This is a genomic window from Iodobacter violaceini (assembly GCF_011601265.1).
Lineage (GTDB): Bacteria > Pseudomonadota > Gammaproteobacteria > Burkholderiales > Chitinibacteraceae > Iodobacter > Iodobacter violaceini.
Window position 1 is genome coordinate 58,725 of the sequence record NZ_JAAOLX010000006.1, and the last position, 23,608, is coordinate 82,332.

The window sequence follows — 23,608 nt, forward strand, 5'->3', positions numbered from 1 at the left end:
GAAAATGGAATATTTACTGGCAATGCTTCTGACAAGCTGGCTGCTGCCTGCCACCGCAGCGGATCTAAAACTATGCCACCAGGATGTTGATGTTTATCCGTGGACATACGGTAAGAACCAAGGTTTAGATCGCTATGTTATCCAAACCGTCGCCAGCCGGCTGAAAATCACCATTGAATATCGCGCTCGTCCCTGGAAGCGCTGCCAGTATGAAGTCCGTAATGGCACTAGCGACGGCATGTTTCCAGCTTCGTTTACTCCCGAACGGCAACAATACGCGGTGTATCCTAGCCTCGCCACTGGAGAGCCAGACCCAAACTACCGCCTATCCCGTGATGAGTACCGCATTTACCGGCGCATGGGCTCAAGCCTCAACACGCAAAATCTCCGCTCAAACCTTAGCAGTTTGATCGGTATCCAAGCCGGCTTTAGCATCTATGCGGAGCTACATAATGCAGGTTATGCATTGGAAGACAGCTCAAAAGATGTGGGTGATCTGATGCGCAAACTAGATACGGGACTTGTTGATAGTGTCATCACAGTGCAAGGCCAAGCTCAATACGCTCTGAAAAATTTGCCTGACTTGGCTAGCCGCATCGAAGTCGATCCCGTTCCCTACAAAGTGATCAATCTGTATCTCCCCTTCAACAAAGCTTACTGCCAGAAACAAGCAGAACGCTGTCAGGCTATCTGGCAGGAAATCCGCAATGTAAGGGAAACAGCGGAATACCAGAATATGCTGAAGGCTCATGGCTTCTGAGCTGAAGACATGGGGATCTATGATTCGGTACTTCAAAAACAATACGCCGCCATTAAGGCGGCGTATATCCAAGCGTCAGGCCATCTTTTTTATTAAATCTGAATCTCTTCCACACGGTGGCAGGCCACCAAACGCCCTTCTACTGGCCGTAGTTGCGGTACTTCCTGGCGGCATTGGCCGGTAGCAAAGGGGCAGCGGGTGTTGAAGGCGCAGCCTGTTGGCGGGTTGAGAGGGGATGGCAGCTCGCCCAGCAGCTTCACTTTTGCACCACGATCTTCGGCACGGATAGCTGGCGTGGCCGACATCAGTGCGCGGGTATAGGGGTGCAGCGGGCGATCAAAGAGAACGTCTTTGCTGCCGTGCTCTACCGCACGGCCAAAATACATCACCATTACATCATCGGCTACGTGCTCTACCACGGACAGATTGTGGCTGATGAATACGTAAGCGATGCCCAGCTCGTCCTGCAGATCCATAAACAGATTCAGAATCTGCGCTTGGATCGATACATCCAGTGCCGAAGTCGGCTCGTCTGCCACCACCACGCTTGGGTTCAGCATCATGGCGCGCGCTACGGCAATACGCTGGCGCTGACCGCCGGAAAACATGTGCGGATAGCGGTGATAATGCTCAGGCCGCAGGCCAACACGCGCCATCATGGCGCGGACTTTTTCTTCGCGCTCTGCTGCGCTTAAAGACGTATTCAGCAGCAGAGGCTCAGCCAGCATGGTGCCGATCTGCTTGCGCGGATTGAGCGATGCATAGGGGTTTTGAAACACCATTTGCACCTTGGGGCGCAGTGCTTTGAGATCTGCTGCGCTTGCGCCCACCGTATCGATACCGGCAATCTGCAGCTGGCCGCTGGTCAGCTCTTCAATCAAGGTCAGCTGCCGCGCCAAAGTCGATTTACCACAGCCCGATTCGCCCACCACCGCCAGTGTTTTTTTGGCCTCCAGGCTAAAGCTGACGCCATTTAAGGCTTTCACTGTGGCGCTTGGTTTCATAAAGCCGCATGAAACATGATAGTGGCGGGTAATTTCGCTGGCGACCAGAATTGGCTTGTTGCTCATAATTGGGGTCTCCCAGCCGTATCAAGCGGTGTAATACAACGCACCGAGCTTGTGCCGGTAGTGATCAGTGCCGGACGATTTGTTTTACAGGATTCTTGTACATAGGGGCAGCGTGGGGAAAGCAAACATCCTACCGGCCTGTCGTACTGGCCAGGCACCACGCCAGGTAAAGTGGCCAGACGATGCGCGCCCTTACTGTGCTCTGGAATCGAGCTCAGCAATGCCTGGGTATATGGGTGGCGCGGGATATCAAAAATATCAGGTACCGGGCTGGTTTCAGCCACTTGCCCTGCATACATCACCACCACACGCTGCGCCACTTCGGCTATCACGGCCAGATCGTGGGTAATCAGGATCAGCGCCATATCATGCTGTTTTTGCAGGCTGACCAGCAGCTCCATAATCTGCGCCTGCACGGTAACATCCAGCGCAGTGGTTGGCTCGTCGGCGATCAGTAAGCGTGGCTTGCAGGCAATGGCCATGGCAATCATCACCCGCTGGCTCATCCCGCCGGATAATTGATGCGGATAGGCATCCAGACGTGATTTGGCGTCAGGAATCTCAACCATTTCCAGCAGCGCAATCGCCCGTGCTTTTGCCGCAGCACCACGCAGGCCTTCATGCTCGCGCAACGTTTCCATCAGCTGATAGCCCACGGTATAGGCCGGGTTCAGGCTGGAGAGTGCGTCCTGGAAAATCATAGCGATATCTTTGCCGATAATCTTACGCTTCTCGCCATCTTTCATATTCAGCAGGTCTTTGCCTTCAAAAGACAATTCATCTGCAGTAACGCGGCCAGGGGCGTCGATCAGGCCCATCAGGGCCAGCATGGTCACGCTTTTACCCGAGCCCGATTCGCCCACAATCCCAACGATCTCGCCACGGTTAATCGAAAAATCGACGCTTTCTACCGCCCGAAATGGCTTATCAACCGAACCAAACGCTACGGAGAGGTTTTTTATATCTAATAAACTCATCGTTTTCTCTTTATTAGAATCATTACATAAGCCAGCTGCCTGCAATCCCAGGCAAACCCAAATCTTGAACCACAGAGGACACTGATAACACGGAGAAAACCAAGGGAGGCTTTCTCCGTGTTCACGGTTTTGTCCTTCTCCGTGTCCTCTGTTTATGGTTTTTTTAAGCCAGCTTTTTCAGTTTTGGATCCAGCGCGTCGCGCAGGCCGTCGCCCATCAGGTTGAGTGCCAGTACGGTGATCAGAATCGTTACCCCCGGCATGGTCACTACCCACCATGCGCGCTCGATATAGTCGCGGGCGGAAGCCAGCATGGTGCCCCATTCAGGCAAAGGTGGCTGAGCGCCAAGGCCCAGAAAGCCCAGTGCCGCAGCGTCCAGAATGGCGGCAGAAAAACCCATTGTGGCTTGTACAATCAAGGGGGCCATGCAATTAGGCAGCACGGTGTTAAACATCAGACGCAGCTGGCCTGCACCGGATAATCTGGAGGCAATCACATAGTCTTTAGATAATTCACCCATGGCGGACGCCCGTGCAAGGCGCACATAAGAGGGCAGGCTCACCACGGCAATCGCCAGAATGGTATTGAGTAAGCCCGGCCCCAGCACCGCAACAATGGCTACAGCCAGCAGCAATGAAGGCAGCGCCATCATCACATCCATCGCCCGCATAATCGAAGTGCCGATAAAGTTGGGATAAAAAGCAGCGATCATACCCAGCACAATACCTGGCAGCAGCGACATCAGTACCGAGATCAGGCCAATCATCAGGCTTAAGCGTGCGCCATGCAGGAGGCGGCTTAAGATATCCCGGCCGACTTCATCGGTGCCCAAAATAAACTGCATCGATCCGCCAGTTTGCCAGGAAGGAGGCGCCAGGAAAAACTCGCGAAACTGCTCGGTTGGCGAATGCGGAGCCAGCCACGGGGCAAACAGTGCAGCAAGCACCAGCAGCAAAAAGAAAATAAATGAAGCCAGAGCCCCGCGGTTGGCGCTAAAACTTTGCCAGAATTCTTTAAGGGGGGATGGATAGCTGTAAAGCGGCTCAGCAGCGGCCAGGGTTGTAGCGTTTGTCATACTTACCTCGCGTGGCGAATACGTGGATTGATAACGCCGTACAGCACATCAACCAGCAGGTTCACAATAATAATCAGTGTGGCGATCAATAAAATACCGCCCTGCACCACCGGATAATCACGCCGTGAAATCGAATCAATCAGCCATTTACCAATGCCTGGCCATGAAAAAATACTCTCGGTCAGCACAGCACCGGCCAGCATGGTACCCACTTGCAAACCAATCACTGTCACCACGGTCATCAAAGCATTACGCAGTGCATGCACCAGCACGATGCGGGTTTTAGACAAGCCCTTGGCGCGGGCGGTACGGATATATTCTTCACGCAGCACTTCCAGCATGGATGAGCGCGTCATCCGTGCAATCACCGCCATCGGGATGGTGCCCAGCACAATGGTCGGTAAAATCAGGTGCATAAAGGCCGATTTAAACGCGCCTGCTTCACCAGAAATCAGCGTATCAATCAGCATCAGCCCTGTAACACGGGTGATGTCGAATTCCAGATCAATGCGGCCAGAAACCGGTGTCCAGCCCAGCTGCACTGAAAACAGCATAATCAGCTGCAAACCCAGCCAGAAAACCGGCATGGAATACCCGGTAAGGGCTGCGCCCATCACGGTGTGGTCAATCCAGCTGCCACGGCGGATTGCAGCAATCATGCCGATAATCAATCCAAATACCGAAGCCAGCAACATGGCACAGATCGAAAGCTCTAATGTGGCTGGAAACAAGGCCCAGAAGTCTTTAATCACCGGCTCATGCGAGACCAGTGACTGCCCCAAATCACCTTGCAAAACCTTCAGCAGATAATTCCAGTACTGCATATAAAGCGGCTGATCCAGCCCCAGACGAACGAGCGCCTGGCGATAAAATTCAGGGTCTAAACGGCGCTCACCCACCATCACCAGTACCGGGTCGCCCGGAATCATATGGATCAGGGCGAACGCTAAAACAGTGATGCCTAAGAATGTAGGAATCGTGACGCTTAAGCGGCGCAAAATAAAACTAAACATGGATATTTCCCCATACGGCTACTGCCGTTTGCATATCAACACCGCACAGAGCAAGAAACACACCCTGCAAATGCAATTTTCATAAGTTCACTACAAAACGCTTACGCAAAAACGGCCGCCCGAATCGCAGCGGCCGCTCTTCTCAGACCAGGAAAATTACTTCAGGCTCACACCCACAAAAGAGTTCAGACCAAACGGGCTGATCTTGTAGCCCAGAACTTCTTTACGCATCGGCTGATACACAGTCGAATGAGCAATCGTTGTCCATGGCAGCTCACGCTTAAAGATATCCTGTGCTTTTTCGTACAGCTTGGTGCGCTCGCCCTGATTATTTAATGAACGTGCTTTTACAACCAGGCCATCAAACTCTTTATCGCACCACTTAGCGTAGTTATTCCCTTCAACAGAGCCGCAAGCCAGATTCACGCCCAGCCAGTTATCAGGATCGCCATTGTCGCCTGTCCAGCCCACCAGCATGGCGTCGTGCTCACCTGCTTTACCACGCTTCAGGTACTCGCCCCACTCGTAAGTGGTGATCTTGCCCTTGATACCGATTTTTTCCCAATCAGACTGAATCATTTCAGCCATCAGTTTTGCATTCGGGTTGTATGGGCGTTGTACTGGCATCGCCCAAAGCGTGATCTCCGTACCTTCGGCAATCCCGGCTTTTTTCAGCAGAGCCTTAGCTTTAACCGGATCGTATGTTTGATCTTTCAGCTTTTTATTGTAAGACCACTGAGTAGGTGGCATTGGGTTAGTGGCAGACTGGCCGGCTCCCTGGTAAACCGCTTCGATAATGGCTTTTTTGTTAATTGCCATATCCAGAGCCTGGCGTACATCCCGCTTATCTAGTGGCTTATGTTGTACGTTGTAAGCCAGGTAGCCCAGATTGAAACCAGCTTGCGATGGCACAGTCAGCTCGGCATTTGCACTCATCGCTTTCAAATCAGCCGGGCGTGGGTAAACCATCACATGGCATTCACCCTTTTGCAGTTTCTGGTAACGCACAGAAGCATCAGGCGTAATTGCAAAAATCAGCTTGCTCAGTTTTACATCGCCTTTCTTCCAATATTGCTCATTGGCATCAAAGCGGATATTGCTGTCTTTTTGATAGCTTTTGAAAATAAACGGGCCAGTACCAATTGGCATGGTATTCAATTGCGAAGTCTTGCCGCTCTTTAGCAGGCTGTCAGCGTATTCAGCCGAATAGATCGAAGCAAAAGACATGGCGATATTTTGCAGGAACGCTGCATCAACCGTTTTAAGCTTTAAACGGATGGTATAAGCATCTACTTTTTCGATACCCACGATATTGGTATCAAGGCCCATATCGGCAACATATGGGAAATCAGATGGTGCAGCCTTATTAAATGGCAGGTTTTTATCTGTCATACGCTGAAAAGTGAATGCCACATCATCGGCATTAAAATCACGCGTTGGCTTAAAGAATGGAGTGGTGTGGAATTTAACGCCTTTACGCAGATTAAATGTATAGGTCAGGCCATCGGCTGACACTTCCCATTTTTCTGCAAGGCCAGGCTCAATCTGGGTAGAGCCTTGTTTGAATTGAACCAAACGATTAAAGACAGTTTCGGCAGAAGCATCGAAATCAGTACCAGCGGTATAGCGTACCGGATCAAAACCGGCAGGGCTGCCTTCAGAGCAGAAAATCAGAGTTTTGCCTGCGGCCATCGCCGTACCAGCATTCAGTGCACACGCCGTAGCGAGAATATATCCGAGCTGTTTTAATCGCATTAGTGATTCCCCACCTTACTAAGTTAATAGAGAAAACTCATAAGAGCCTTAAAAGTGCTGTGTATCAGTAAACCTCACGTTAGGGCCTAGTCCTACTAGAGATATCCCCAACACTTTGCTGATCTGCTTCTTTATTTTTGCGCCCACTCCGGCCGCCATGACAGCATATGCCTTAGCAAAAAAACGATATAAATCATACATCAAAGCAATTAAACCCTAGCCTCGCCCTCAGCAAGCGGTTTCACATACACCATAAGCTCAGGAGAAATAATTATTTAGCATAAAATGCTTAATTTTTTAAAAACAGCGCATTTACCGCAAAGTTTGTCAGTTTGGCCGAAAGAATAAATAAGCATTTATTCTTAAAATTGAAGGCGAAATAAGTACTTCATACTGAGATAACACAAAATTTACTTACAAAAACATACAAAATATCAAAAATATTCATTTCATTTTTACAACATGCGCGTAAACAATCGGCTTCACACGCTGAAAAAAAAGCGATCCCTGCAGGGATCGCTTGATATCAGGCTAATTTATTTAAACCGCATATATACGTTTACGACGCAAGGCCAAACCTAATACCCCCAGCCCCATCAATGCATAGGTTTCTGGCTCCGGAACAGGTGTAACCGTGGCTAAACTGGTATTCACTTTAAAATCCAGCGCAGCCCCTGGAATAAAATCAGCTTGAGCAACAATGCCGTACGGATCATTGCCCAGGATGCCAGCGTAGTTTTTATCCAGCACAGCAAAAGTAAAGCTGGTGCCAGAGCCAAACTCATCCCGGCTATCCGTAAACTCCACATCAAACTGCAGCTGTTTGCCAAAAATCAGCCCCTGAGTAAACTGATTTAACAAGCGGTTATCAAACTTGAGCGATGTATTTAAATCGCCCTGCACATTAAAAGTATTATCCGCATCAATCAGCCCCAGGCTGCTGCCGCGATACTGGCTGAGCAAAGCCCCCACAAATGGAGAGTCGCTCAGGCCATTTAAGCCAAACGCAATAAAACCGTCTTTCCCGTCAATGCTGCTGGTATCCAGATTAATGTGGTACGCAGCGGCAGAAGCCATACTGCTGCAAGCAAGGAAAAGCCCGGCCAGAGCCAGTTTAAGAGTGTTTTTCATTATTTGAAGTCCTTAGTCGCCAGAATCTGTGCGTTAAAACGAATTGCCACGCGTGCGGGATTATTGAATTTAAGCGGCAAGACCAGTGCCGCGCCTGTAGTGATATTGGCCGTGATAACGCCATCTTCAGCACCTGCCAGGCTCACACCAGAAGGCAGGTCTTTAATTTGCACCCGAACAGGGCCGCTCACCACGTTTTGCGCGGCCAGAGTCAGGCTGCCATTAAAGGTTTTGCTGGCAGCGCTATACACCAAACCCGATTTTTGTTGGGTAAAACGATCGCTCACATCAAACCATGGCTGTGGCAGTTTGATTCTTGCGACTTCCGGTTCATGGTCAGAAGCCTGATCTGCAAACTCGGCATTCACATGCACCACATCATATTCTGTGCGGGCGGCCAAAGCCGGGGACGCCAGGATATGATCCAGCACCTGGCTGTTGCCTTCAAACACATAGGTATAACGCTCGTTTTCTGGCAGGGCCTCGACCAGATCAACCAAACCAACAGCCTTCAGTCTGGCCACCGTGGTGGAGAACTGGTAATCATTGATATCACCCAGCACCACGACATTGGCATTACGATCCAGCGCATTTATCTGCCCTACAAAATCAGCCACAATTTGCGCCTGCTTATTGCGCTGAACTTCTGAAGTACGGTTTGCAGGCTGGAAGCGGCCACTTAATGGCTGATCGCCCCCTTTAGAATTAAAGTGGTTTGCAATCACAAACAGCTTCTGACCATTAAAGGAAAACTCACCGGCCAGTGGTTTACGGCTGGCATTAAAAGCCGGATCAAGCGGCAGAATGCGGCCCGGGCTGGCTGTCAGGCATGCTTGTTCCGGGCATGCCACCACATCAACGGCCTTGGTGGATGTGCCACCAGCGCGGTCAATAAAGCTGACGCGGGCGGGGTTAAATAAGAACACCTGACGAATATTGCCGCCTGGCTCGCCACCATCCTGGCCATCAACCGGATTAATCTGGCGATACTGATAAGCCGGGCCGCCCGCACTTTGGATAGCCGCGATCAGCTTTGCCAGTGTCTGGGATGGATCAACCGTGCCATCGCTGGTGGCACCGTTATTATCCTGAATTTCCATCAGGCCAAGAATATCGGGCGATTGCAGGTTTTGCACAATCTGTGCCGCAAGACGGGCAAATTTGGCATCTCCCTCTTTGGCATCCAGGTTTTCTACATTGAACGATGCAATGGCCAGCTCATCGGCAGCCTGTTTGCGCGTCACTTCTGGCTGCAGATTACCGCTTACCGCTGCCGACAAATCGCTCAGAACAAGATTGAAATTAGCAAAATTGTAATCAACAACGCCTACAGCCCTGGTGAACAAGTCACCCACATTCACTACCGGCGGCTTCACAGAGCCAGTCACCAGCATAATGCGCTCAGGGTTGAAATCGGTTTCTGTGACCACAACACCACCACGCGGCGAACGCGGGCCAGCATCACGGCCATAATTGGGCACTACAAAGGCTTCACCATACTGATTGGTCGGGCCGGTCACCACCGCTCCATCAATCTGTACGCGCATCCCTTCCAGGCTTTCATAAAAATCGAGGCCATTGGCCAAATCCAGCGAGGCTGCCAGCTCTGCATCGCTGACATTCCCCTGCCACAAGCGCTGATTGGGTACATTTGCCGCTAAAATCACCGGCTCTGGCAAGGCATTGCCCGATGACACTTTGCTTACGCCACCTGCGGCCACTTTGATTTGCGTGGTTGTCAGATTATTCGTGCCACCCGTGCCGCCAGGACGGAACTCACTGACCACACCCGAAACCAGTACCGCATCACCCACTACTACACTGGGCGCGCTGCCAACAAAGACAAAGATACCTTCAGACGTCAAAGGATCATTATCTGGCTGGATATCCTGGATATAAAAACCATTACTACGTACAAGAGTGACCACGCCTGGCACACTGCTTACCTGACGGTTTTCCATTGCCGAGCGATGAGCACGGCCTTGAATATCATGGATGCGCTGTGCGCTTGGTGTTGGTGTTGGTGTTGGCGTTGGCGTTGGCGTTGGCGTTGGCGTTGGCGTTGGCGTTGGTGAAACGCCACCGCAAGTCTTAATCAGCGTTGCCGTATTACGCGGAGCAGGCGTCGTAACAATAAAGTCAGCGCCATTATTATTACTGTCAGTACAACCATCATTTTTACGTAATGCAGCCGTTGTATTGCTTAATACTGCGGTTGGGCTGGTTTCAGCATTATTTGCCGCACCAAAGCCCACATAATCAACCACATCGGCAAAACTGCTGCACTCCGTACCGCAACCCAATACCGCATTATTTTTAACCAGAGCTACTTTGCCCGATGTGCCACTCATGGCAAGCGTGCCAATTGCATCAGGCGTTGGTAAGCTTATGCTGCCCCCCGTGCCCGCGGCCTGCTGGATCAGATAGTACTGCCCTGCAAGCAAGACGCCATTGATGGGCGTTTTTTGCCAAGTGCCACCCGCGGCAGAAGTGTATTGCACACTCCATCCGGACAAATCTGCAGGCTGATCGCCTGCATTAAAAAGCTCAATAAAATCATTTTTTAAAGTGGCTCCACTATTTCCGCCACCGCCGTACACCTGGCTAATCACCACCGCAGAATGGGCGGGAGCAGCCATACCCCAGGCCATCAGGCACAGCGCCATCAATTTTTTCAGCTTGCAGCTTTCTTTAAGCTTATTGTTCATTGCAACCCCTGCTTATAAATATGGTTTAGCCGGTGCTTCCGGCGTGGGATCAGACCATATAGATAAACAGTGAATGCATGGTGTCAGTTAAATGACAGATTTAATACAGTAGATAATGCTGATACTCAAAAGAAAACAACGAGTCCGGTACGTTTGCTCTGCGAAACATTTCATACATGCAAAGCAAAAAAATAGCGCAAGCCAAGGCCTGCGCTGATCTGAACAGGCGCTAGTTTTCCAAAGCGCCTCCTCCGTTACCGGCCCGGCATTAAACCGCGGGCATCGCAAAACCAAATGCAGCTTCAAAACGAGCCGCCAGCTCTTCACGGCTGATGGCATGATTTTGCCCGCCCTTAGTGGCAATCTTAATAGTGCCTAATAATGAAGCCAGCCGCCCCGTAGCGGGCCAATCCCAGCCTTGGCTGATTCCATACAAAAGCCCTGAGCGATAAGCATCACCGCATCCTGTTGGATCTAAAACTTCTTTGGCAGCAACAGCAGGAATATCATGGCACACACCATCGGCATAGATTCTGGAGCCATCCCCTCCCAGCGTAACAATCAAAACTTTCACCGCCTTTTGCAGTGCCTCCAGGCTCAGCCCCGTGGTATTGAGCACCATTTCCAGCTCGTAATCATTCAGCGTCAGAAAGTCTGCCAGTGAAATCATGCGCAATAGCTCATCCCTGCTAAACATCGGCAGGCCCTGGCCAGGGTCAAAAATAAAGGGGATGCCCGCCTCTGCCAATTGCTCGCAATGCTCCTGCATGCCCTGCTTGCCATCAGGCGAGATAATGGCCAGGCTGACCGGCACTTGCGCATCGCTCACCCGGTTTAAGTGTGAAAAACTCATTGCACCAGGATGAAATGCATTGATCTGGTTATCATCCAGATCCGTGGTTAAGAAGCACTGGCCGGTAAAAGTGTTTTCAACTTCGCGAATATTGTTGCGGCGAATGCCCAGCGTATCGAGGCGCTCTGCATAGGGTGCAAAATCACAGCCAGCGGTGGCCATAATCTGCGGGTCGCCCCCAAGCATTTTCAGGCTATAGGCGATATTGCCCGCACACCCGCCGAATTCACGGCGCATTTCCGGCACCATAAAGGACACCGAAAGCATATGAATTTTTTCTGGAAGGATATGATTTTTAAAACGATCAGGAAAAACCATGATGGTGTCGTAAGCCATAGAACCGCAGATCAATACAGACATCGTTTCATACCTCGCCCAAGGTTAAGCTGGCAATTATAGATTGAAGAAAGCCATTAAAAAGTCCATGCATTATGAATACAACATATTTATATAAAATAAATAATAGATTCGTTGGGCAGGAAATACCCGCCGGATAAAAACAACACAGAAACAAGCCCTGCAACAAGCTTATATTCCGCCGCAAAAATTATGACGACCATCTACACCCTTACAGAAAAAGAAGTAAGGCATTTTCGTACATAAATTAACTATATTTGTTCACACTGTAAAAATGGGCCAAAGTTTCACAATATCAGTGTTGGTCAGCCATCCCGACCCTTATTTGGAGAAATAGCGATGAGAAAGAAACTGATTACCAGTGCAATGATAATCGCTGGTGTATTAAGCACTTCGCCCGTTTTTGCTGCAGAAAAAGTAAAACTGGAATTTTGGACCATGAATATGGCACCCAAATTCAACCGCTATTTTACAGACCTTACCACTCAGTTTAATCAGAAGAATCCAAATCTGGAGGCAGTCTGGGTTGATATGAACTGGGATCAGATCCAGCCCAAACTGATCGCAGCCATTGCCGCAGGCAACCCGCCCGCCTTAGTTAATTTTAATGTGCCATGGGTACACGATTTTGCCCGCCAGGGTAATATCCTTGCACTGGATGAATATCTGGGCGCAGATAAAAATCTATATCAGGCCAATGCGCTGAATGATGTCACTTATAAAGGGAAAATCTATGCTTTCCCCTGGTATAACTCTGTTTCTGTAATTGCATACAATAAAGAACTATTCAGTAAAGCAGGCATTAAAGCACCACCAAAAAACTTTGATGAATTACTGGCCCAGGCCAAAACAATTAGTGAAAAAACAAAAACACCTGCTTTTGCACCAAAATTATCAGCAGAAAGTGGCGGCAGTTTTATTAACTGGTTTTACTATGCGGGCCTGCCTGTGATTGAAAATGGCAAAGCTGTTTTCAATTCGCCAAAACACATTGCTTTATTACAGAAATTTGCTGATTTATATAAAGCAGGCGCAATGCCTAAAGATGTATTCAAAATGGAATTCGAGCAAGAAATTGCTTCGTATAATACGCAAAGAATTGCCATGATGACCACGGCTCCGCAGGCATTAAAACGTACCCAGACGGACAGCAAGGCCATCTACGCCAAAACAGATATTGCGCCCTTCCCGATTGCAGAGGGCAAAATGGCTTTTGGCGGGTGGATGATGGATTACGTGATTCCAACAGGAACAAAATCACCAGCCGACGCCGCCAAACTGGGTAAATTTGTAACCAGCGATGCAGCACAGCTGGCTTTCTCTAAAGAAACCGGCACAACTTTCCCTTCTACTAAGCTGGCAGCAACGGATAGCTACTTTATGTCGGGGGCAAAAAGCAGTGATCCTGTCGAAAAATCACGGGCTATTGCAGCGCTCTCCATCGGCAACGCCAAAACGCTGACACTGGAGCCCGGCATTTTGCCAGATGAAACCACCATGCAGCGTACATTGCAAAATGAAATACAAGCCGCTATTACTGGCCGCAAATCAGCCAAGGCCGCACTGGATGCTGCGGTCAAAAACTGGAATGAGCGTTTAAAAAAATAAGCATTTAAGCGTGATGGGGCTTACGCCCCGCTAAAGCCTCTAAAATCGCCAGTTCGTCGTCACTATGATTACGAAATGGCGATTTTTTTATACCACCGCTGGCATCCAGCAGATGTGCCCGATGGTGGCTGGCCTTTACCCGAAAGCGTTTGGCCTGCTGGTGCATCGGGCTTAAATCGACTTCGCCATAGCAGAGGCAAAAGTAGGTGCTCTGCTCGCTGGCCTCAGCATAAAGCCCAGTACCACGTATCCCCGCTGTTACCGTTGGAGTAATAATCTGCTTATGCCCTTTAGAAAACACCGCCAGTAAAGCGCCGCTCAGCAAGCGTAATCCACTCAGCACCGCCCCTTTTTGCTCCAGCTGCAAGGTAGTATTGGCGCGCAGCAAATACACATCGCCCTCTGCCCTTACCACCAGTTTTGAATTTGTACCGGTACGTAAATGATCTCCTGCGGCAATCGGGTCGCCCACTTTTAATGGCTGATCATTTCGCCACGCCTGCCCTTCAAGCAGCTTCACTTCTCCTGCCCCCCCCGCAGCCCACGCAGGTATAGCCGCTGTGGCAAGTAAGCTGCTCACCAACATTAAAAACTGCCTGCGCTGTAAACAGATATGTTTCATTCACTTACCCCTTGAGTATGGCTTTAACCATAGTCAACCAGCCTGAATGTGATAACGTGTTTTTTTGCGCGCAAGAAAAAAGCCGCAGCTTCTTCCTGATTCAGGAAAAAGACTGCGGCCTGATGCATTACGGCTTAGCGCCGTAAGCCATGGCTTAATTCAATACACTGATCCGCTCTGCATTAGGCACGGCAAGCAAAGGATTTTTCTTCAGGTAGTTTTCCAGGGCATCCACATCTTGCGGGCCGCCCAGCACGTTTTTACCATTTACAAATTCCAGGTAGCCATCACCGCCTGTGGCCATAAAGTTATTTACAGTCACGCGGTAGCTGGCTTTAGGATCGATAGCCACGCCATTGAGCTTAATGCTGGCGATATCAATCTTGCTGCCATCAGGCTTGCTCTTATCCCATGTGTAGCTGAAGCCTGCTGACACCTGCATGATTTTGACTGCAGCACCATTCCATTGCTGCTCCAGCACTTTATCAATTTGCTCACCCGTCAGCGTCATCGTTACCAGCGTGTTACCAAAAGGCTGCACGGTAAACAGCTGGCCGTAAGTGACCTTGCCAGCCGCGTCAGGTGTTAACTCAGCACGCACGCCACCCGGGTTCATAAAGGAGATTTGCGATGCGCCAGTGCTCTTATCTGCCGTTGCATCAAGCTGGGCATCGGCAATCACACGGCCCAGTGGCATCTCACCTGCTTTTGTCGCCGTTTTAGTCAGCGCACCTGCAATGGTTCCGGCTACACGGTCTTTAAGCGGGGAAACCAGCTTCTGGAATTTTTCGATCAAAGAGGTTTGGGCTGCGTCTTTTGGCACATCGCGCGTTACCGCCAGATTATTGGCGCTCATCTTCGTGACATTGCGGGTTTTTGGATCAATCGTCAGATCGATATCTGTCACCATACCGCCGTATTGGTAGGCGCTGGTCACCAGCTTATCGTTGATTTTGCAATTGTAGGGCTGATGGGTGTGGCCAGAAATTACCACATCGATGGCCTTATCCAGCTTGTTCACGATATCGACAATCGGGCCGGAAATACCATTACATTCATTGTATTTTTTATCAGTGGTAATACCACCTTCATGCAGCAAGACCACGATGGTTTCAATGCCCTGCTTTTGCAGCTCAGGCACCAGCTTATTGGCGGTTTCTACTTCGTCTTTAAAATCTAAACCCGCAATACCAGACGGCGTAACAATGCCTGGCGTGCCTTTTAAAGTCATTCCGATAAAGCCAACTTTTACGCCATTAAATTCTTTGATCAGGTAAGCAGGGAAAAGTGTTTTACCTGTTTTACTGTCTTGCACATTGGCGGCCAGAAACTTAAATTTAGCGCCATCAAACTTACCATCGGCACAACCCACTTTGTCTGCGTGGCAGCCACCATTTTGCATGCGCAGTAATTCTGCACTGCCATCGTCAAATTCGTGATTACCTACCGCATTGAATTCCAGACCCAGCGCATTCATCGATTCAATGGTTGGCTCGTCGTGGTAAAGCGCCGAAATCATCGGGCTGGCACCAATCAGATCACCGGCTGAAACCACCACATTATTTGGGTTTTTGGCTTTAAGGTTTTTAACCCAGGTCGCCAGATATTCAGCACCACCCACGGTTGTTTTGATGGTTTTGGCCGGGTCTTTAGGATCAGGGGAAGTGAGGGTAATGCCCTCTGTGGCTTCGATATTGCCATGAAAATCGTTAATCGCAATCAGCTTAACGTCAACCGGAGCAGCGACGGCTTCAGGGGCCGCCACATCAGAGTCATTACATGCAGTAAGCGCCAGCGCAATGCTGGCTACAAGCAGGCCATTACGTAAATTCATGGGAATACCCTCGGCAGAAAGCAAAAAGTCAGTAAGGCTAAAGATGTTTAATGACAAAGCTATAACAGATAGATGACTAAGCCATGACATAAGCAGCCTTACTCTGCTTTTTCCCCAAGGGTTTTACTGCGCAGGCACCAACAGCGCCATTTGCGCCTCAGTTAAATAACACCACTGCCCTTCTGCTAAATCCATTTCAGCCAGCTTTAAGCCACCAATTTCGGAACGGCGTAAACCGGCGCAGTGGTTGCCTGCTGCGGCAAGCATGCGTTTTACCTGGTGATACTTGCCCTGCTCCAGCACGATTTCCAGCTCGTTCTCACCCAACTTTTTGCAATGCACTGCAGCAAGCGGCGCAGGCTCGTCGTTCAGCTGCACACCGGCCATTAAGAGTGAAATCAGCTCTTCTGTTACAGGCTCGGCGGTCATCGCCACATATACCTTGGGCACATGACGCTTGGGGGACGATTGCGCGTGGATAAAAGCACCGTCATCCGACATCAGCAAAAGGCCGGTAGTATCGTGATCCAAGCGCCCAACCGGCTGCACTTCGCGCCAGTTAAATTGCTCGGGAAGAAGGGTGAGCACACCGGGATGGTGGCTGGGTTTGCGTGAACATTCAAAATTGGCCGGTTTATTCAGCGCAATATACACATGCTCACGATAGGGCCAGCTTTCACCAAAGATGGTCAGCTCAAGGCCCGTAGTTTCAAAAGCGAGCTTAAAGTTGCTCACGATTTCACCGTTTACGGCTACTTCACCGTCGGCAATCATCTCGCGACAACCCTTGCGCGTACCAAAGCCCTGCGATTGCAGGATGCGATCTAATGTTAATTTGCTCATGGACGAATTTTACCGGATACAAGCAGTCAGCCAAACAGTAAGTGCATAAAAAAACCGCACTTAAACACCAAGCGCGGTTTTTTAATAGTAAATACAGACCTGAAATTAAAGGCCAAACCCCTCAACTTTCATTGCTGCTTTTGCTGCTTCAGTTCCCCAAATCGTATGCCCGGCCACGGTTGGATGTACGCTGTCCGCAAATAAATAAGTCACATCAGCATTAGGAGCAACCAGCGTTTTCGCATTACAAATCAATGCAGTCACACCCGTTGCCCCAACGCTGTTACATGCCATCTGATCCACATTCGATAGCTTAAATGCTGCAGGCTGAGCGATGGCCGTATTAACCAGTGTTGCAGTATCAAAAATCACCAGTTTTTTATCTGTTACAGCCTTAGCCAAAGCCTGTTTCACTGCATCGTTATACCCTTTCGATACACCTGTTGCTAATGCAGCAAATGCCGTGCCTTTAAATTGAGGAGTCACACCCAGATCCGGCATATTTGAATACAGAATATGCGTAGCCCCGGCTGCAAGTAATTCACTTACACGATCTGCGATTGCTTTGGTGTTTTTAGCCACTTCTGCATTGGCTGCAATCTGAATGCCTGCAAGATCGCCATATGCACCCGCCTTTGCAGCCGCAAAGAAGGCGAGGAAGTCATTTGGCCCGCCTTGCAACAGAACAAGCTGGCTGGAATTAAAGCTGGTGCGCGCAGCTTTATATTTAGCAATCTGAGATTTAATAGATAAGGCTGTGGCCGATTGGTAAGTTACCCCAGGGGCAACAGTCACGACGCCATCAACAATCTTCTGGCCCTGTGCATTTACAGTCAGCTCGGTCTCTATACGAGCGCCGCCTTCTGCATAGGCATTGCCACCCAGAGAATAAACAACGCCCATCACGCCCGGAGTACCGACTGGCTTACCTGCAGCATCCAGCCCGCTGAAGCTGACCTGGCGATTAGCCGTCATATTCAGGCCATAAGCAGCAGCAACCACATCTGTCCAAACTGCGCCTGGAGTGGGCTGATCAGGCTTGCCTTCTGCTTTCAGAAGAGGCTTGGTTGTAAAACGCAGGCCCAGCGCCTGATCATTCGTCAGATCAGCATCGGCTGTAGTCGGGTTATACGTGCCCACATCGCTCAGGCTGTCGCCAAAAGAAATCACTTCTTTAATATTGCGGGTATCCGCCGGGGTACTTGCATCTCCGCCACCGCCACACGCGGCGAGCAAGGAGGTCAGTAGCAGAACAGCAAAGGGGCGGCTTGCCCGTGGCAGTGAAGAATTCATGTAAATCTCCCGTCTTGTTTTGATTAGCACAAGCCAAAGCCCGATGCTTTTTGTAGTAAACCCACTTGATGCTACGAATCAAACATGTGTTTGACAAGCCAAACTAGCCCAGGATTATCCCTAAGTCAGATCAAGCCTGTTCAAATTACTGCATAACCAGGGGCAATTGTAAGAAAATAGCAATATCATTGTGCATCAGCACAATATTCACAGAATGGGCTCCGGCAGCCACTTTATGCTGAATAAAAAGACTTATTCTTCTCCTTGATCATTTACTGACCCGGCTTAAAAACTTGCGTATCCTGACAAAAATCTACAAATAGATTCAGCTCTCCTCTGCCCCTGCCTGGCGGTATTGATGTTTTTAAACGACAAACAAGCAAAACTCGTCTACTCAAAGTAGCCGCAGATTAAATAAATACAATTTTTATGCTGATTTAAATCGATATACGCCCACCAGCCTAAGTAAACGCCAATGATTGAATTGCTCTCCTTATTTATCGTTTCTTTAATTGCCAACACGCTTTCTGCGCTGGCCGGTGGCGGTGCGGGGCTGCTGCAATTACCTATTCTGCTGTTTTTAGGCCTGGCGTTTCCCGTGGCACTGGCAACACATAAAGTAGCCAGTGTGGCGCTGGGGCTGGGCGCTACTTTCAAGCATTTAAAAGCAGGGACACTAAACTGGCGTTTTTCTGCCTTAGTGCTGGCCAGCGGCTTACCTGGCGTGCTTGTTGGCACCCTGCTGGTCTTGCATATTCCTGAGCAATTAACGCTATTCATCCTGGCAATTCTGACCAGTGGCCTAGGCCTGTATTCACTATTGTCCCCGGCTCTTGGCCAGCAGCAGCGAAGCCGCCACCGCAGCGGCTCAAAGCTCTGGCTGGGCGTAGCAGGTTTATTTTTTATTGGCGTGCTGAATGGCTCTTTTACCTCAGGCACTGGCCTGTTTGTCACGCTGTGGCTGGTTCACTGGTTTGGCATGGATTACAAACAGGCCGTGGCTTACACCATGGTATTGGTGGGGCTGTTCTGGAACAGTGCCGGCGCCGTTTCGCTGGCCCTGCAAGCTGGCGTTTACTGGCCGTGGATTCCAGTATTGCTGCTGGCCTCTGCCCTGGGCGGCTATCTGGGCGCACACTGGGGATTAAAGCAGGGTAATCAGATGATTAAACGCTGCTTTGAAAGTGTCACTATTCTGACAGGAATATCACTACTGATTAAAGCTCTGCATTAAGATACTGGCATTGCACAACCGCCTGACTCACTAAAAGAATTGGCCATGCTTCCCTCCACGTTTATTCCTGAATACAAACATCTGCCAGCCAGTGCAAACAGCCTTTGCCTGGCTTTTATCGGCGATCAGCTTCTGGTGTTTCCCGACGGCCGCCTGCCAGAGCACCACGAATTGCCTGCCCATGATTGCGCCGAAATTTCAGTACAAATAGGCAGTGTGGCAGGCCTGGCCTGTGTGCTGGTTGCATGGCATAAAGACACACCCTATGCAGCAGATCTGCAAACCATTGGCCTGCGTGCGGCTTGGGGCTTAATTGAAGACAGCCATTATTGGATTGCGGCAAGGGCACAGCAATTGCTGACCTTTGACAGGCAGCATCGCTTTTGTGGCTGCTGCGGCACAGCCACCGTTCGTATGAGCAAAGAGACCGCCAGAGAATGCCCGGCCTGCCTGCACCGTGCTTATCCCAGAGTTTCGCCTGCAATTATGGTGCTGATTAAGAAAGACCGGCAGCTGCTGCTGGCCCGCTCTCCGCATTTTCGCCCAGGCGTTTACAGCGCGCTGGCCGGCTTTGTAGAGGCCGGTGAAAGCTGCGAAGAGGCTATTTTTCGCGAAATTTATGAAGAGGTAGGGGTAAAAGTCTCCAACCTGAGCTGGTTTGGCAGCCAAAGTCATCCTTTCCCGCACTCTTTGATGCTCGCTTTTATCGCAGATTATGTTTCGGGGGGGATCACACCGCAGGAAGAAGAGATCGAAGATGCGCAGTGGTTTGGCCTTGAAAACCTGCCTGAGCTGCCGGGAAAATCCAGTATTGCTTATCACCTGATCCAGGCGGGTTTAGCAAAAATAGCCCAAGAATAACAAGCCAGGCTCAGGCAGACTCAAATCATAAACCACAGCACAGGATAAAGTGTTTCAAGACAGAAAGCTGTTTTTATAAGCACAAACAGGCAGAAGGCAATCTCAGAATGCATCGTAGCGCAAGCAGCTCCTCATTTCGCCTTGGCGTTATTCTGGCCATTTTTGCCGCGACTGGCTTTTCGTGCAAAGCCATTTTTGCCAAGCTGGCTTACCGCCACGGCACAGACGCCATTACGCTTGTCTGCTTACGCATGTTGTTTGTACTACTGATTTTGGCCAGCTACAGCCTGTGGCGCAGCAAGGCACGGCTCGCCGGGCGCGATTATCTGGCGCTGATTGGTTTAGGGCTTTTAGGCTATTACCTCTCCAGCGTGCTCGATTTTATTGGCCTGACCACTGTCAGCGCCAGCCTGGAGCGGCTGATTCTCGGCCTTTATCCCACACTCACCGTATTGTTTTCGGTTGTGCTCACCGGCACGGTGATGACCCGGCGGATGAAGCAAGCATTGCCACTCACCTACCTCGGTATCGCGCTTGTGATTGCACCTGGCTTAGCTCAGGCCAATGCAGACTGGGTGGGCATCGGTTTTATTATGGCCAGCACCACCTGCTATGCCTTATATATGAGCCTGAGCCCGGTTATGATTTCCCGGATAGGCGCGATGCGTTTTACCGAGCTGGGGCTTACCGTATCGAGTATTGCCGTGCTCTGCCATTTTTTAATCACTCATCCGCTTAATGCGCTTATTCAGCCGCTGCCGGTTTATAGCCTTGCTGCCGCAATGGCCGTTTTTGCAACCATATTGCCGATTTATGCCACAGCCGCCGCCATGAGCCGCATTGGGGCCAGCCGCACCGCCATCATCGGCAGTCTTGGCCCCATGCTGTCTATTTTAATGAGCATTGGTATTCTGGATGAGCGCCTCACGGCCATTCAATGGCTGGGTGCAGCCCTTGTCATGCTGGGGGTGTGGGTTGTGAGCAGAAAGTCTTAAACACAAGCAAACGAGAGGAAGCCTGCTATGCCTGAAACGATTTACTATCATTTTAGCGACTTAGAAAACATCGACCCGGCCCCATTTATTGCAGAACAAATACATCTTAAACAATTTAACAACAGCACGCCTGATGAGCGCCGTGAGCTGATTCCGGCGCTTTTTGCAAAAGCAAAAGATGTGAATATATATCCGCCGCTGTATTTATCACGCGGCTGGGAAGTTGAACTAGGCCGCAAAGTAATGATCAATCTGGGGGTCAGTATTTTAGGTGGCGCCCCCATTACGATAGGGGAGCACAGCTTAATCGGCCCTCACGTTCAGATTATCAGTGTAAATCACCCAGTCGATCCCACCGAACGCCAAAGATATGCCTTTACCGCAAAGCCCGTCAGCATTGGCGCTAATGTCTGGATAGGCGCAGGGGCTATTATTTGCCCCGGTGTCAGCATTGGTGATCACAGCGTGGTGGGTGCAGGAGCCGTAGTAACTCGTGATGTGCCACGCTGCACTTTTGTAGCCGGGAACCCTGCCCGTGAAATCCGCAAGCTGGAAGAGCCCGACCTCAGTACACTTTATTTGGATAGCCCATGAAACTCTGGAATGCACTCTGCTCTGTTTTTACCCGTGAACCCGCTGCGCCTGCCTGTGATCCGGCCCTGCTGACGGCATTAGCAGACAGTGCCAATCCGCGCATTAAACTCGCCAGCCGTTATCTGGCCCGCCTGCAAAATGCCTATGCAATTGCCCACTCATGGAGCGGACGCATCGTAATGCAATTGCCCGCGCCGGTAGAGCTGTCCAGCCAAAGCTGGAGCCAGGAAGCCCATACCCACGCGGCTTTTGGTACAGCAGAAAGTGTGCAGGAAACCATCAGCCGCTCCGAAGAAGTCAGAAACTGGTTTGCGCAAAACCCGCTGGCCGATCACGCTTACGCTGTTCTGATTATGCAAAGCCAGTTACAGCAACGCTATGGCATGGAAGTCTGCGGCGACAACATCAGGCAGGATGTGGCCCAGCAAGTACTCGTTTGCCGCGGCCAGCAAATCAGCCAGGTAGCGGGCAGCATGACGGATTTACAAGAAAAACTCATCAGCCGCCTGCTCAGGCTGCTGGCCAGCCACGCAGCATGGCATATCGAAGCCAGAGAGCAATTTAAGCGCCAGCTGGAAACCGAGCTGAATGAAGTCCGCATGAGCTGGCGTTATTGCAAACCCGCCGAACCGCGCTATGCCGTACTCACACAAGAAGTAGAAAAACTATCTGCAGAATTTAGCGCCTGCCGCAGCGCACTGGAGCCAGATGCCCTGCTCGCCCTGCTTGAAACCTCGCTGACCGATGCCAACAGCCATCTTAAGCTGGAAATCCAGGTCTTAAAACTCGATAAAATGGGCGTACAAAGCCAGGCTGAAGATGCAGCAGAAATCACACTCTGCCATGTATTGGCAGAACGCGGCCAGTGGCTGGACCGCTGCATCCTGCCGGTTAAAATCTTACGAAGCGATGTAATCCAGCCCAAAGACTTCAGCCAGCGGCTGGATGAGGTGCTGTTTTAAGCCGCAGCCTCTGAAGCCAAAAGGTTCTGCATACACATAAGCCCAATCTGAACACCGAGCAAAACAACAGACCTGGCACCTCAATGCCCTGCCTTGTTTGCAAACCAATCAGTGAGAAAATCAATCAGCGCCCGCAGCTTGGCCGGCTGTGGCAAACGCTGAGGGTAAACCAGATACAGCGATTGCGCAGGCAGGCTGTATTCGGGCAAAAGCGCTTGCAACTGCCCGCTGGCTAAATCTCCGGCAATTAAGTAATAAGGCAGGCAGGCAGCCCCGGCCCCGTCCAGGGCCAGATTTCTGAGCAAACCATAATCGCTGATTCTGAGCTCTGCCCTGACATCCACCGCGTGTAATTCCTTGCCCCGGTTAAATACCCAGTGGCAAGTGTCGCGAAAATGAGAGTTAGCAAGGCAGGGCCAGGCCAGTAAATCAGCTGGTGACACCAGCACTGGTGAGCGGGCAATACAAGCCGGGGAAGCAACAAGGCAAAGCTGCGCCGAAACCAGGGGCCTGGACACCAGCCGCTCATGCCCCAAATAACCGGATCGCACCGCCAGATCATAGCCATCGGCCTCTAAATCCCGCGGCTCGCGGCTGACATCCAGCTCGACCTCCAACATCGGATATTGTTCGCGCAGCGCCATTAAAATCTGCGACATAAACACCCCGCCAAAACTGGTTGGCACAGTGATACGCAATAAGCCTGCCACCTCTTCACGTATAGCCTGCACGGCCTGCTGAGCGGCCGAAACCTGCGCTTGCCATGATTGGCAATGTGCCAGATAAACCTTGCCCGCCTCAGTGAGATTGAGTTTGCGTGTAGTGCGAAAGAAAAGATCCACACCCAACAGATTTTCCAGTTGCGATACCTGCTTGCTGGCATAGGATTTAGAACAGCCCAAAATTTCTGCCGCCAGCGTAAAGCTGCCTTGCTCTGCCACACAGGCAAAGGTATTGGCCCAAATGACTTGCTGACTGATTGTTTCCATCATGGCAACACTCGTTTGATTATTGGGCTAATTATCATCGACAAAAGATTGTTTATGCTAGTGGCTGTACACAA

20 protein-coding genes are annotated in these 23,608 nt (G+C 50.5%); 7 read left to right on the forward strand and 13 right to left on the reverse strand.

What is annotated here, in order from left to right; genetic code table 11:
• Positions 1-4: 4 nt before the first annotated feature.
• Positions 5-760, forward strand: coding sequence for a substrate-binding periplasmic protein (locus HA050_RS12495; RefSeq protein ID WP_166826578.1), 756 nt, complete (start codon positions 5-7; stop codon positions 758-760).
• Positions 761-852: 92 nt separating this feature from the next.
• On the opposite strand, the gene HA050_RS12500 is transcribed toward HA050_RS12495, so the two are convergent.
• The 8 genes from HA050_RS12500 to HA050_RS12535 form a co-directional block, all read right to left on the reverse strand.
• Positions 853-1,830: a peptide ABC transporter ATP-binding protein gene (locus HA050_RS12500; RefSeq protein ID WP_166826581.1), complete on the reverse strand. Its 978-nt coding sequence runs from the start codon at positions 1,828-1,830 to the stop codon at positions 853-855.
• On the reverse strand, positions 1,827-2,807 hold the full coding sequence (locus HA050_RS12505; RefSeq protein ID WP_166826584.1) for an oligopeptide/dipeptide ABC transporter ATP-binding protein: 981 nt from the start codon (positions 2,805-2,807) through the stop codon (positions 1,827-1,829). The genes HA050_RS12500 and HA050_RS12505 overlap by 4 nt, the downstream gene beginning before the upstream one ends.
• A gap of 163 nt (positions 2,808-2,970) precedes the next feature.
• Positions 2,971-3,882 (reverse strand): ABC transporter permease subunit, encoded by a 912-nt coding sequence (locus HA050_RS12510; protein ID WP_166826588.1) that lies wholly within the window; start codon positions 3,880-3,882, stop codon positions 2,971-2,973.
• A 2-nt stretch (positions 3,883-3,884) separates the two neighbouring features.
• Complete coding sequence (locus HA050_RS12515) at positions 3,885-4,895, reverse strand: ABC transporter permease subunit (RefSeq protein ID WP_166826591.1); 1,011 nt, start codon at positions 4,893-4,895, stop codon at positions 3,885-3,887.
• A 156-nt stretch (positions 4,896-5,051) separates the two neighbouring features.
• Positions 5,052-6,650, reverse strand: a complete 1,599-nt coding sequence (locus HA050_RS12520; RefSeq protein ID WP_166826594.1) for an ABC transporter substrate-binding protein — start codon at positions 6,648-6,650, stop codon at positions 5,052-5,054.
• A gap of 540 nt (positions 6,651-7,190) precedes the next feature.
• Positions 7,191-7,781 (reverse strand): NF038129 family PEP-CTERM protein, encoded by a 591-nt coding sequence (locus HA050_RS12525; RefSeq protein WP_166826596.1) that lies wholly within the window; start codon positions 7,779-7,781, stop codon positions 7,191-7,193.
• Positions 7,781-10,489 carry a DUF8508 domain-containing protein gene (locus HA050_RS22365; protein WP_166826599.1) on the reverse strand — a complete coding sequence of 903 codons (2,709 nt, stop codon included), beginning with the start codon at positions 10,487-10,489 and terminating at the stop codon, positions 7,781-7,783. The genes HA050_RS12525 and HA050_RS22365 overlap by 1 nt, the downstream gene beginning before the upstream one ends.
• Before the next feature lie 268 nt (positions 10,490-10,757).
• A complete protein-coding gene (locus HA050_RS12535; protein ID WP_166826602.1) occupies positions 10,758-11,702 on the reverse strand; it encodes a carbohydrate kinase family protein in 945 nt (314 codons plus the stop codon).
• 336 nt (positions 11,703-12,038) lie between these two features.
• Here HA050_RS12535 and HA050_RS12540 point away from each other — a divergent pair, with 336 nt between their 5' ends.
• Complete coding sequence (locus HA050_RS12540; protein WP_240929063.1) at positions 12,039-13,307, forward strand: ABC transporter substrate-binding protein; 1,269 nt, start codon at positions 12,039-12,041, stop codon at positions 13,305-13,307.
• A 4-nt stretch (positions 13,308-13,311) separates the two neighbouring features.
• Here the strand turns inward: HA050_RS12540 and HA050_RS12545 are convergent, their stop codons facing one another.
• The 4 genes from HA050_RS12545 to HA050_RS12560 form a co-directional block, all read right to left on the reverse strand.
• A complete protein-coding gene (locus HA050_RS12545) occupies positions 13,312-13,929 on the reverse strand; it encodes a FecR domain-containing protein (protein ID WP_166826605.1) in 618 nt (205 codons plus the stop codon).
• A 154-nt stretch (positions 13,930-14,083) separates the two neighbouring features.
• The gene (locus HA050_RS12550) at positions 14,084-15,763 is read right to left on the reverse strand and encodes a bifunctional metallophosphatase/5'-nucleotidase (RefSeq protein WP_166826608.1); all 1,680 of its coding nucleotides are present in this window, start codon (positions 15,761-15,763) and stop codon (positions 14,084-14,086) included.
• A gap of 123 nt (positions 15,764-15,886) precedes the next feature.
• Positions 15,887-16,606 (reverse strand): pseudouridine synthase, encoded by a 720-nt coding sequence (locus HA050_RS12555; RefSeq protein WP_166826611.1) that lies wholly within the window; start codon positions 16,604-16,606, stop codon positions 15,887-15,889.
• A 105-nt stretch (positions 16,607-16,711) separates the two neighbouring features.
• Complete coding sequence (locus HA050_RS12560) at positions 16,712-17,899, reverse strand: SGNH/GDSL hydrolase family protein (RefSeq protein ID WP_166826614.1); 1,188 nt, start codon at positions 17,897-17,899, stop codon at positions 16,712-16,714.
• Positions 17,900-18,374: 475 nt separating this feature from the next.
• On the opposite strand from HA050_RS12560, the gene HA050_RS12565 reads away from it, so the two are divergent.
• The 5 genes from HA050_RS12565 to HA050_RS12585 all read left to right on the forward strand — a co-directional run bounded on the left by HA050_RS12565 (position 18,375) and on the right by HA050_RS12585 (position 22,545).
• A complete protein-coding gene (locus HA050_RS12565; protein WP_166826616.1) occupies positions 18,375-19,133 on the forward strand; it encodes a sulfite exporter TauE/SafE family protein in 759 nt (252 codons plus the stop codon).
• Positions 19,134-19,178: 45 nt separating this feature from the next.
• Positions 19,179-19,994 carry an NAD(+) diphosphatase gene (gene nudC, locus HA050_RS12570; protein WP_166826619.1) on the forward strand — a complete coding sequence of 272 codons (816 nt, stop codon included), beginning with the start codon at positions 19,179-19,181 and terminating at the stop codon, positions 19,992-19,994.
• Between the two features lie 107 nt (positions 19,995-20,101).
• Positions 20,102-20,989: a DMT family transporter gene (locus tag HA050_RS12575; RefSeq protein WP_166826622.1), complete on the forward strand. Its 888-nt coding sequence runs from the start codon at positions 20,102-20,104 to the stop codon at positions 20,987-20,989.
• Positions 20,990-21,016: 27 nt separating this feature from the next.
• On the forward strand, positions 21,017-21,583 hold the full coding sequence (locus tag HA050_RS22370) for a sugar O-acetyltransferase (protein WP_166826625.1): 567 nt from the start codon (positions 21,017-21,019) through the stop codon (positions 21,581-21,583).
• Positions 21,580-22,545 (forward strand): hypothetical protein, encoded by a 966-nt coding sequence (locus HA050_RS12585; RefSeq protein WP_166826628.1) that lies wholly within the window; start codon positions 21,580-21,582, stop codon positions 22,543-22,545. The genes HA050_RS22370 and HA050_RS12585 overlap by 4 nt, the downstream gene beginning before the upstream one ends.
• A gap of 80 nt (positions 22,546-22,625) precedes the next feature.
• On the opposite strand, the gene HA050_RS12590 is transcribed toward HA050_RS12585, so the two are convergent.
• Positions 22,626-23,537 carry a LysR family transcriptional regulator gene (locus tag HA050_RS12590; RefSeq protein WP_166826631.1) on the reverse strand — a complete coding sequence of 304 codons (912 nt, stop codon included), beginning with the start codon at positions 23,535-23,537 and terminating at the stop codon, positions 22,626-22,628.
• Between the last annotated feature and the right edge of the window lie 71 nt (positions 23,538-23,608).

What these genes read in the sequence shown, in the direction of transcription:
- HA050_RS12520 (WP_166826594.1), bottom strand. Translation starts at nt 6,650, where the DNA reads ATGCGATTAAAACAGCTCGGATATATTCTCGCTACGGCGTGTGCACTG.
- HA050_RS12540 (WP_240929063.1), top strand. Translation starts at nt 12,039, where the DNA reads ATGAGAAAGAAACTGATTACCAGTGCAATGATAATCGCTGGTGTATTA.
- HA050_RS12495 (WP_166826578.1), top strand. Translation starts at nt 5, where the DNA reads ATGGAATATTTACTGGCAATGCTTCTGACAAGCTGGCTGCTGCCTGCC.
- HA050_RS12525 (WP_166826596.1), bottom strand. Translation starts at nt 7,781, where the DNA reads ATGAAAAACACTCTTAAACTGGCTCTGGCCGGGCTTTTCCTTGCTTGC.
- HA050_RS12555 (WP_166826611.1), bottom strand. Translation starts at nt 16,606, where the DNA reads ATGAGCAAATTAACATTAGATCGCATCCTGCAATCGCAGGGCTTTGGT.
- HA050_RS12560 (WP_166826614.1), bottom strand. Translation starts at nt 17,899, where the DNA reads ATGAATTCTTCACTGCCACGGGCAAGCCGCCCCTTTGCTGTTCTGCTA.
- HA050_RS12575 (WP_166826622.1), top strand. Translation starts at nt 20,102, where the DNA reads ATGCATCGTAGCGCAAGCAGCTCCTCATTTCGCCTTGGCGTTATTCTG.
- HA050_RS12545 (WP_166826605.1), bottom strand. Translation starts at nt 13,929, where the DNA reads ATGAAACATATCTGTTTACAGCGCAGGCAGTTTTTAATGTTGGTGAGC.
- HA050_RS12550 (WP_166826608.1), bottom strand. Translation starts at nt 15,763, where the DNA reads ATGAATTTACGTAATGGCCTGCTTGTAGCCAGCATTGCGCTGGCGCTT.
- nudC (WP_166826619.1), top strand. Translation starts at nt 19,179, where the DNA reads ATGCTTCCCTCCACGTTTATTCCTGAATACAAACATCTGCCAGCCAGT.
- HA050_RS12500 (WP_166826581.1), bottom strand. Translation starts at nt 1,830, where the DNA reads ATGAGCAACAAGCCAATTCTGGTCGCCAGCGAAATTACCCGCCACTAT.
- HA050_RS12505 (WP_166826584.1), bottom strand. Translation starts at nt 2,807, where the DNA reads ATGAGTTTATTAGATATAAAAAACCTCTCCGTAGCGTTTGGTTCGGTT.
- HA050_RS12535 (WP_166826602.1), bottom strand. Translation starts at nt 11,702, where the DNA reads ATGTCTGTATTGATCTGCGGTTCTATGGCTTACGACACCATCATGGTT.
- HA050_RS22370 (WP_166826625.1), top strand. Translation starts at nt 21,017, where the DNA reads ATGCCTGAAACGATTTACTATCATTTTAGCGACTTAGAAAACATCGAC.
- HA050_RS22365 (WP_166826599.1), bottom strand. Translation starts at nt 10,489, where the DNA reads ATGAACAATAAGCTTAAAGAAAGCTGCAAGCTGAAAAAATTGATGGCG.
- HA050_RS12510 (WP_166826588.1), bottom strand. Translation starts at nt 3,882, where the DNA reads ATGACAAACGCTACAACCCTGGCCGCTGCTGAGCCGCTTTACAGCTAT.
- HA050_RS12565 (WP_166826616.1), top strand. Translation starts at nt 18,375, where the DNA reads ATGATTGAATTGCTCTCCTTATTTATCGTTTCTTTAATTGCCAACACG.
- HA050_RS12515 (WP_166826591.1), bottom strand. Translation starts at nt 4,895, where the DNA reads ATGTTTAGTTTTATTTTGCGCCGCTTAAGCGTCACGATTCCTACATTC.
- HA050_RS12585 (WP_166826628.1), top strand. Translation starts at nt 21,580, where the DNA reads ATGAAACTCTGGAATGCACTCTGCTCTGTTTTTACCCGTGAACCCGCT.
- HA050_RS12590 (WP_166826631.1), bottom strand. Translation starts at nt 23,537, where the DNA reads ATGATGGAAACAATCAGTCAGCAAGTCATTTGGGCCAATACCTTTGCC.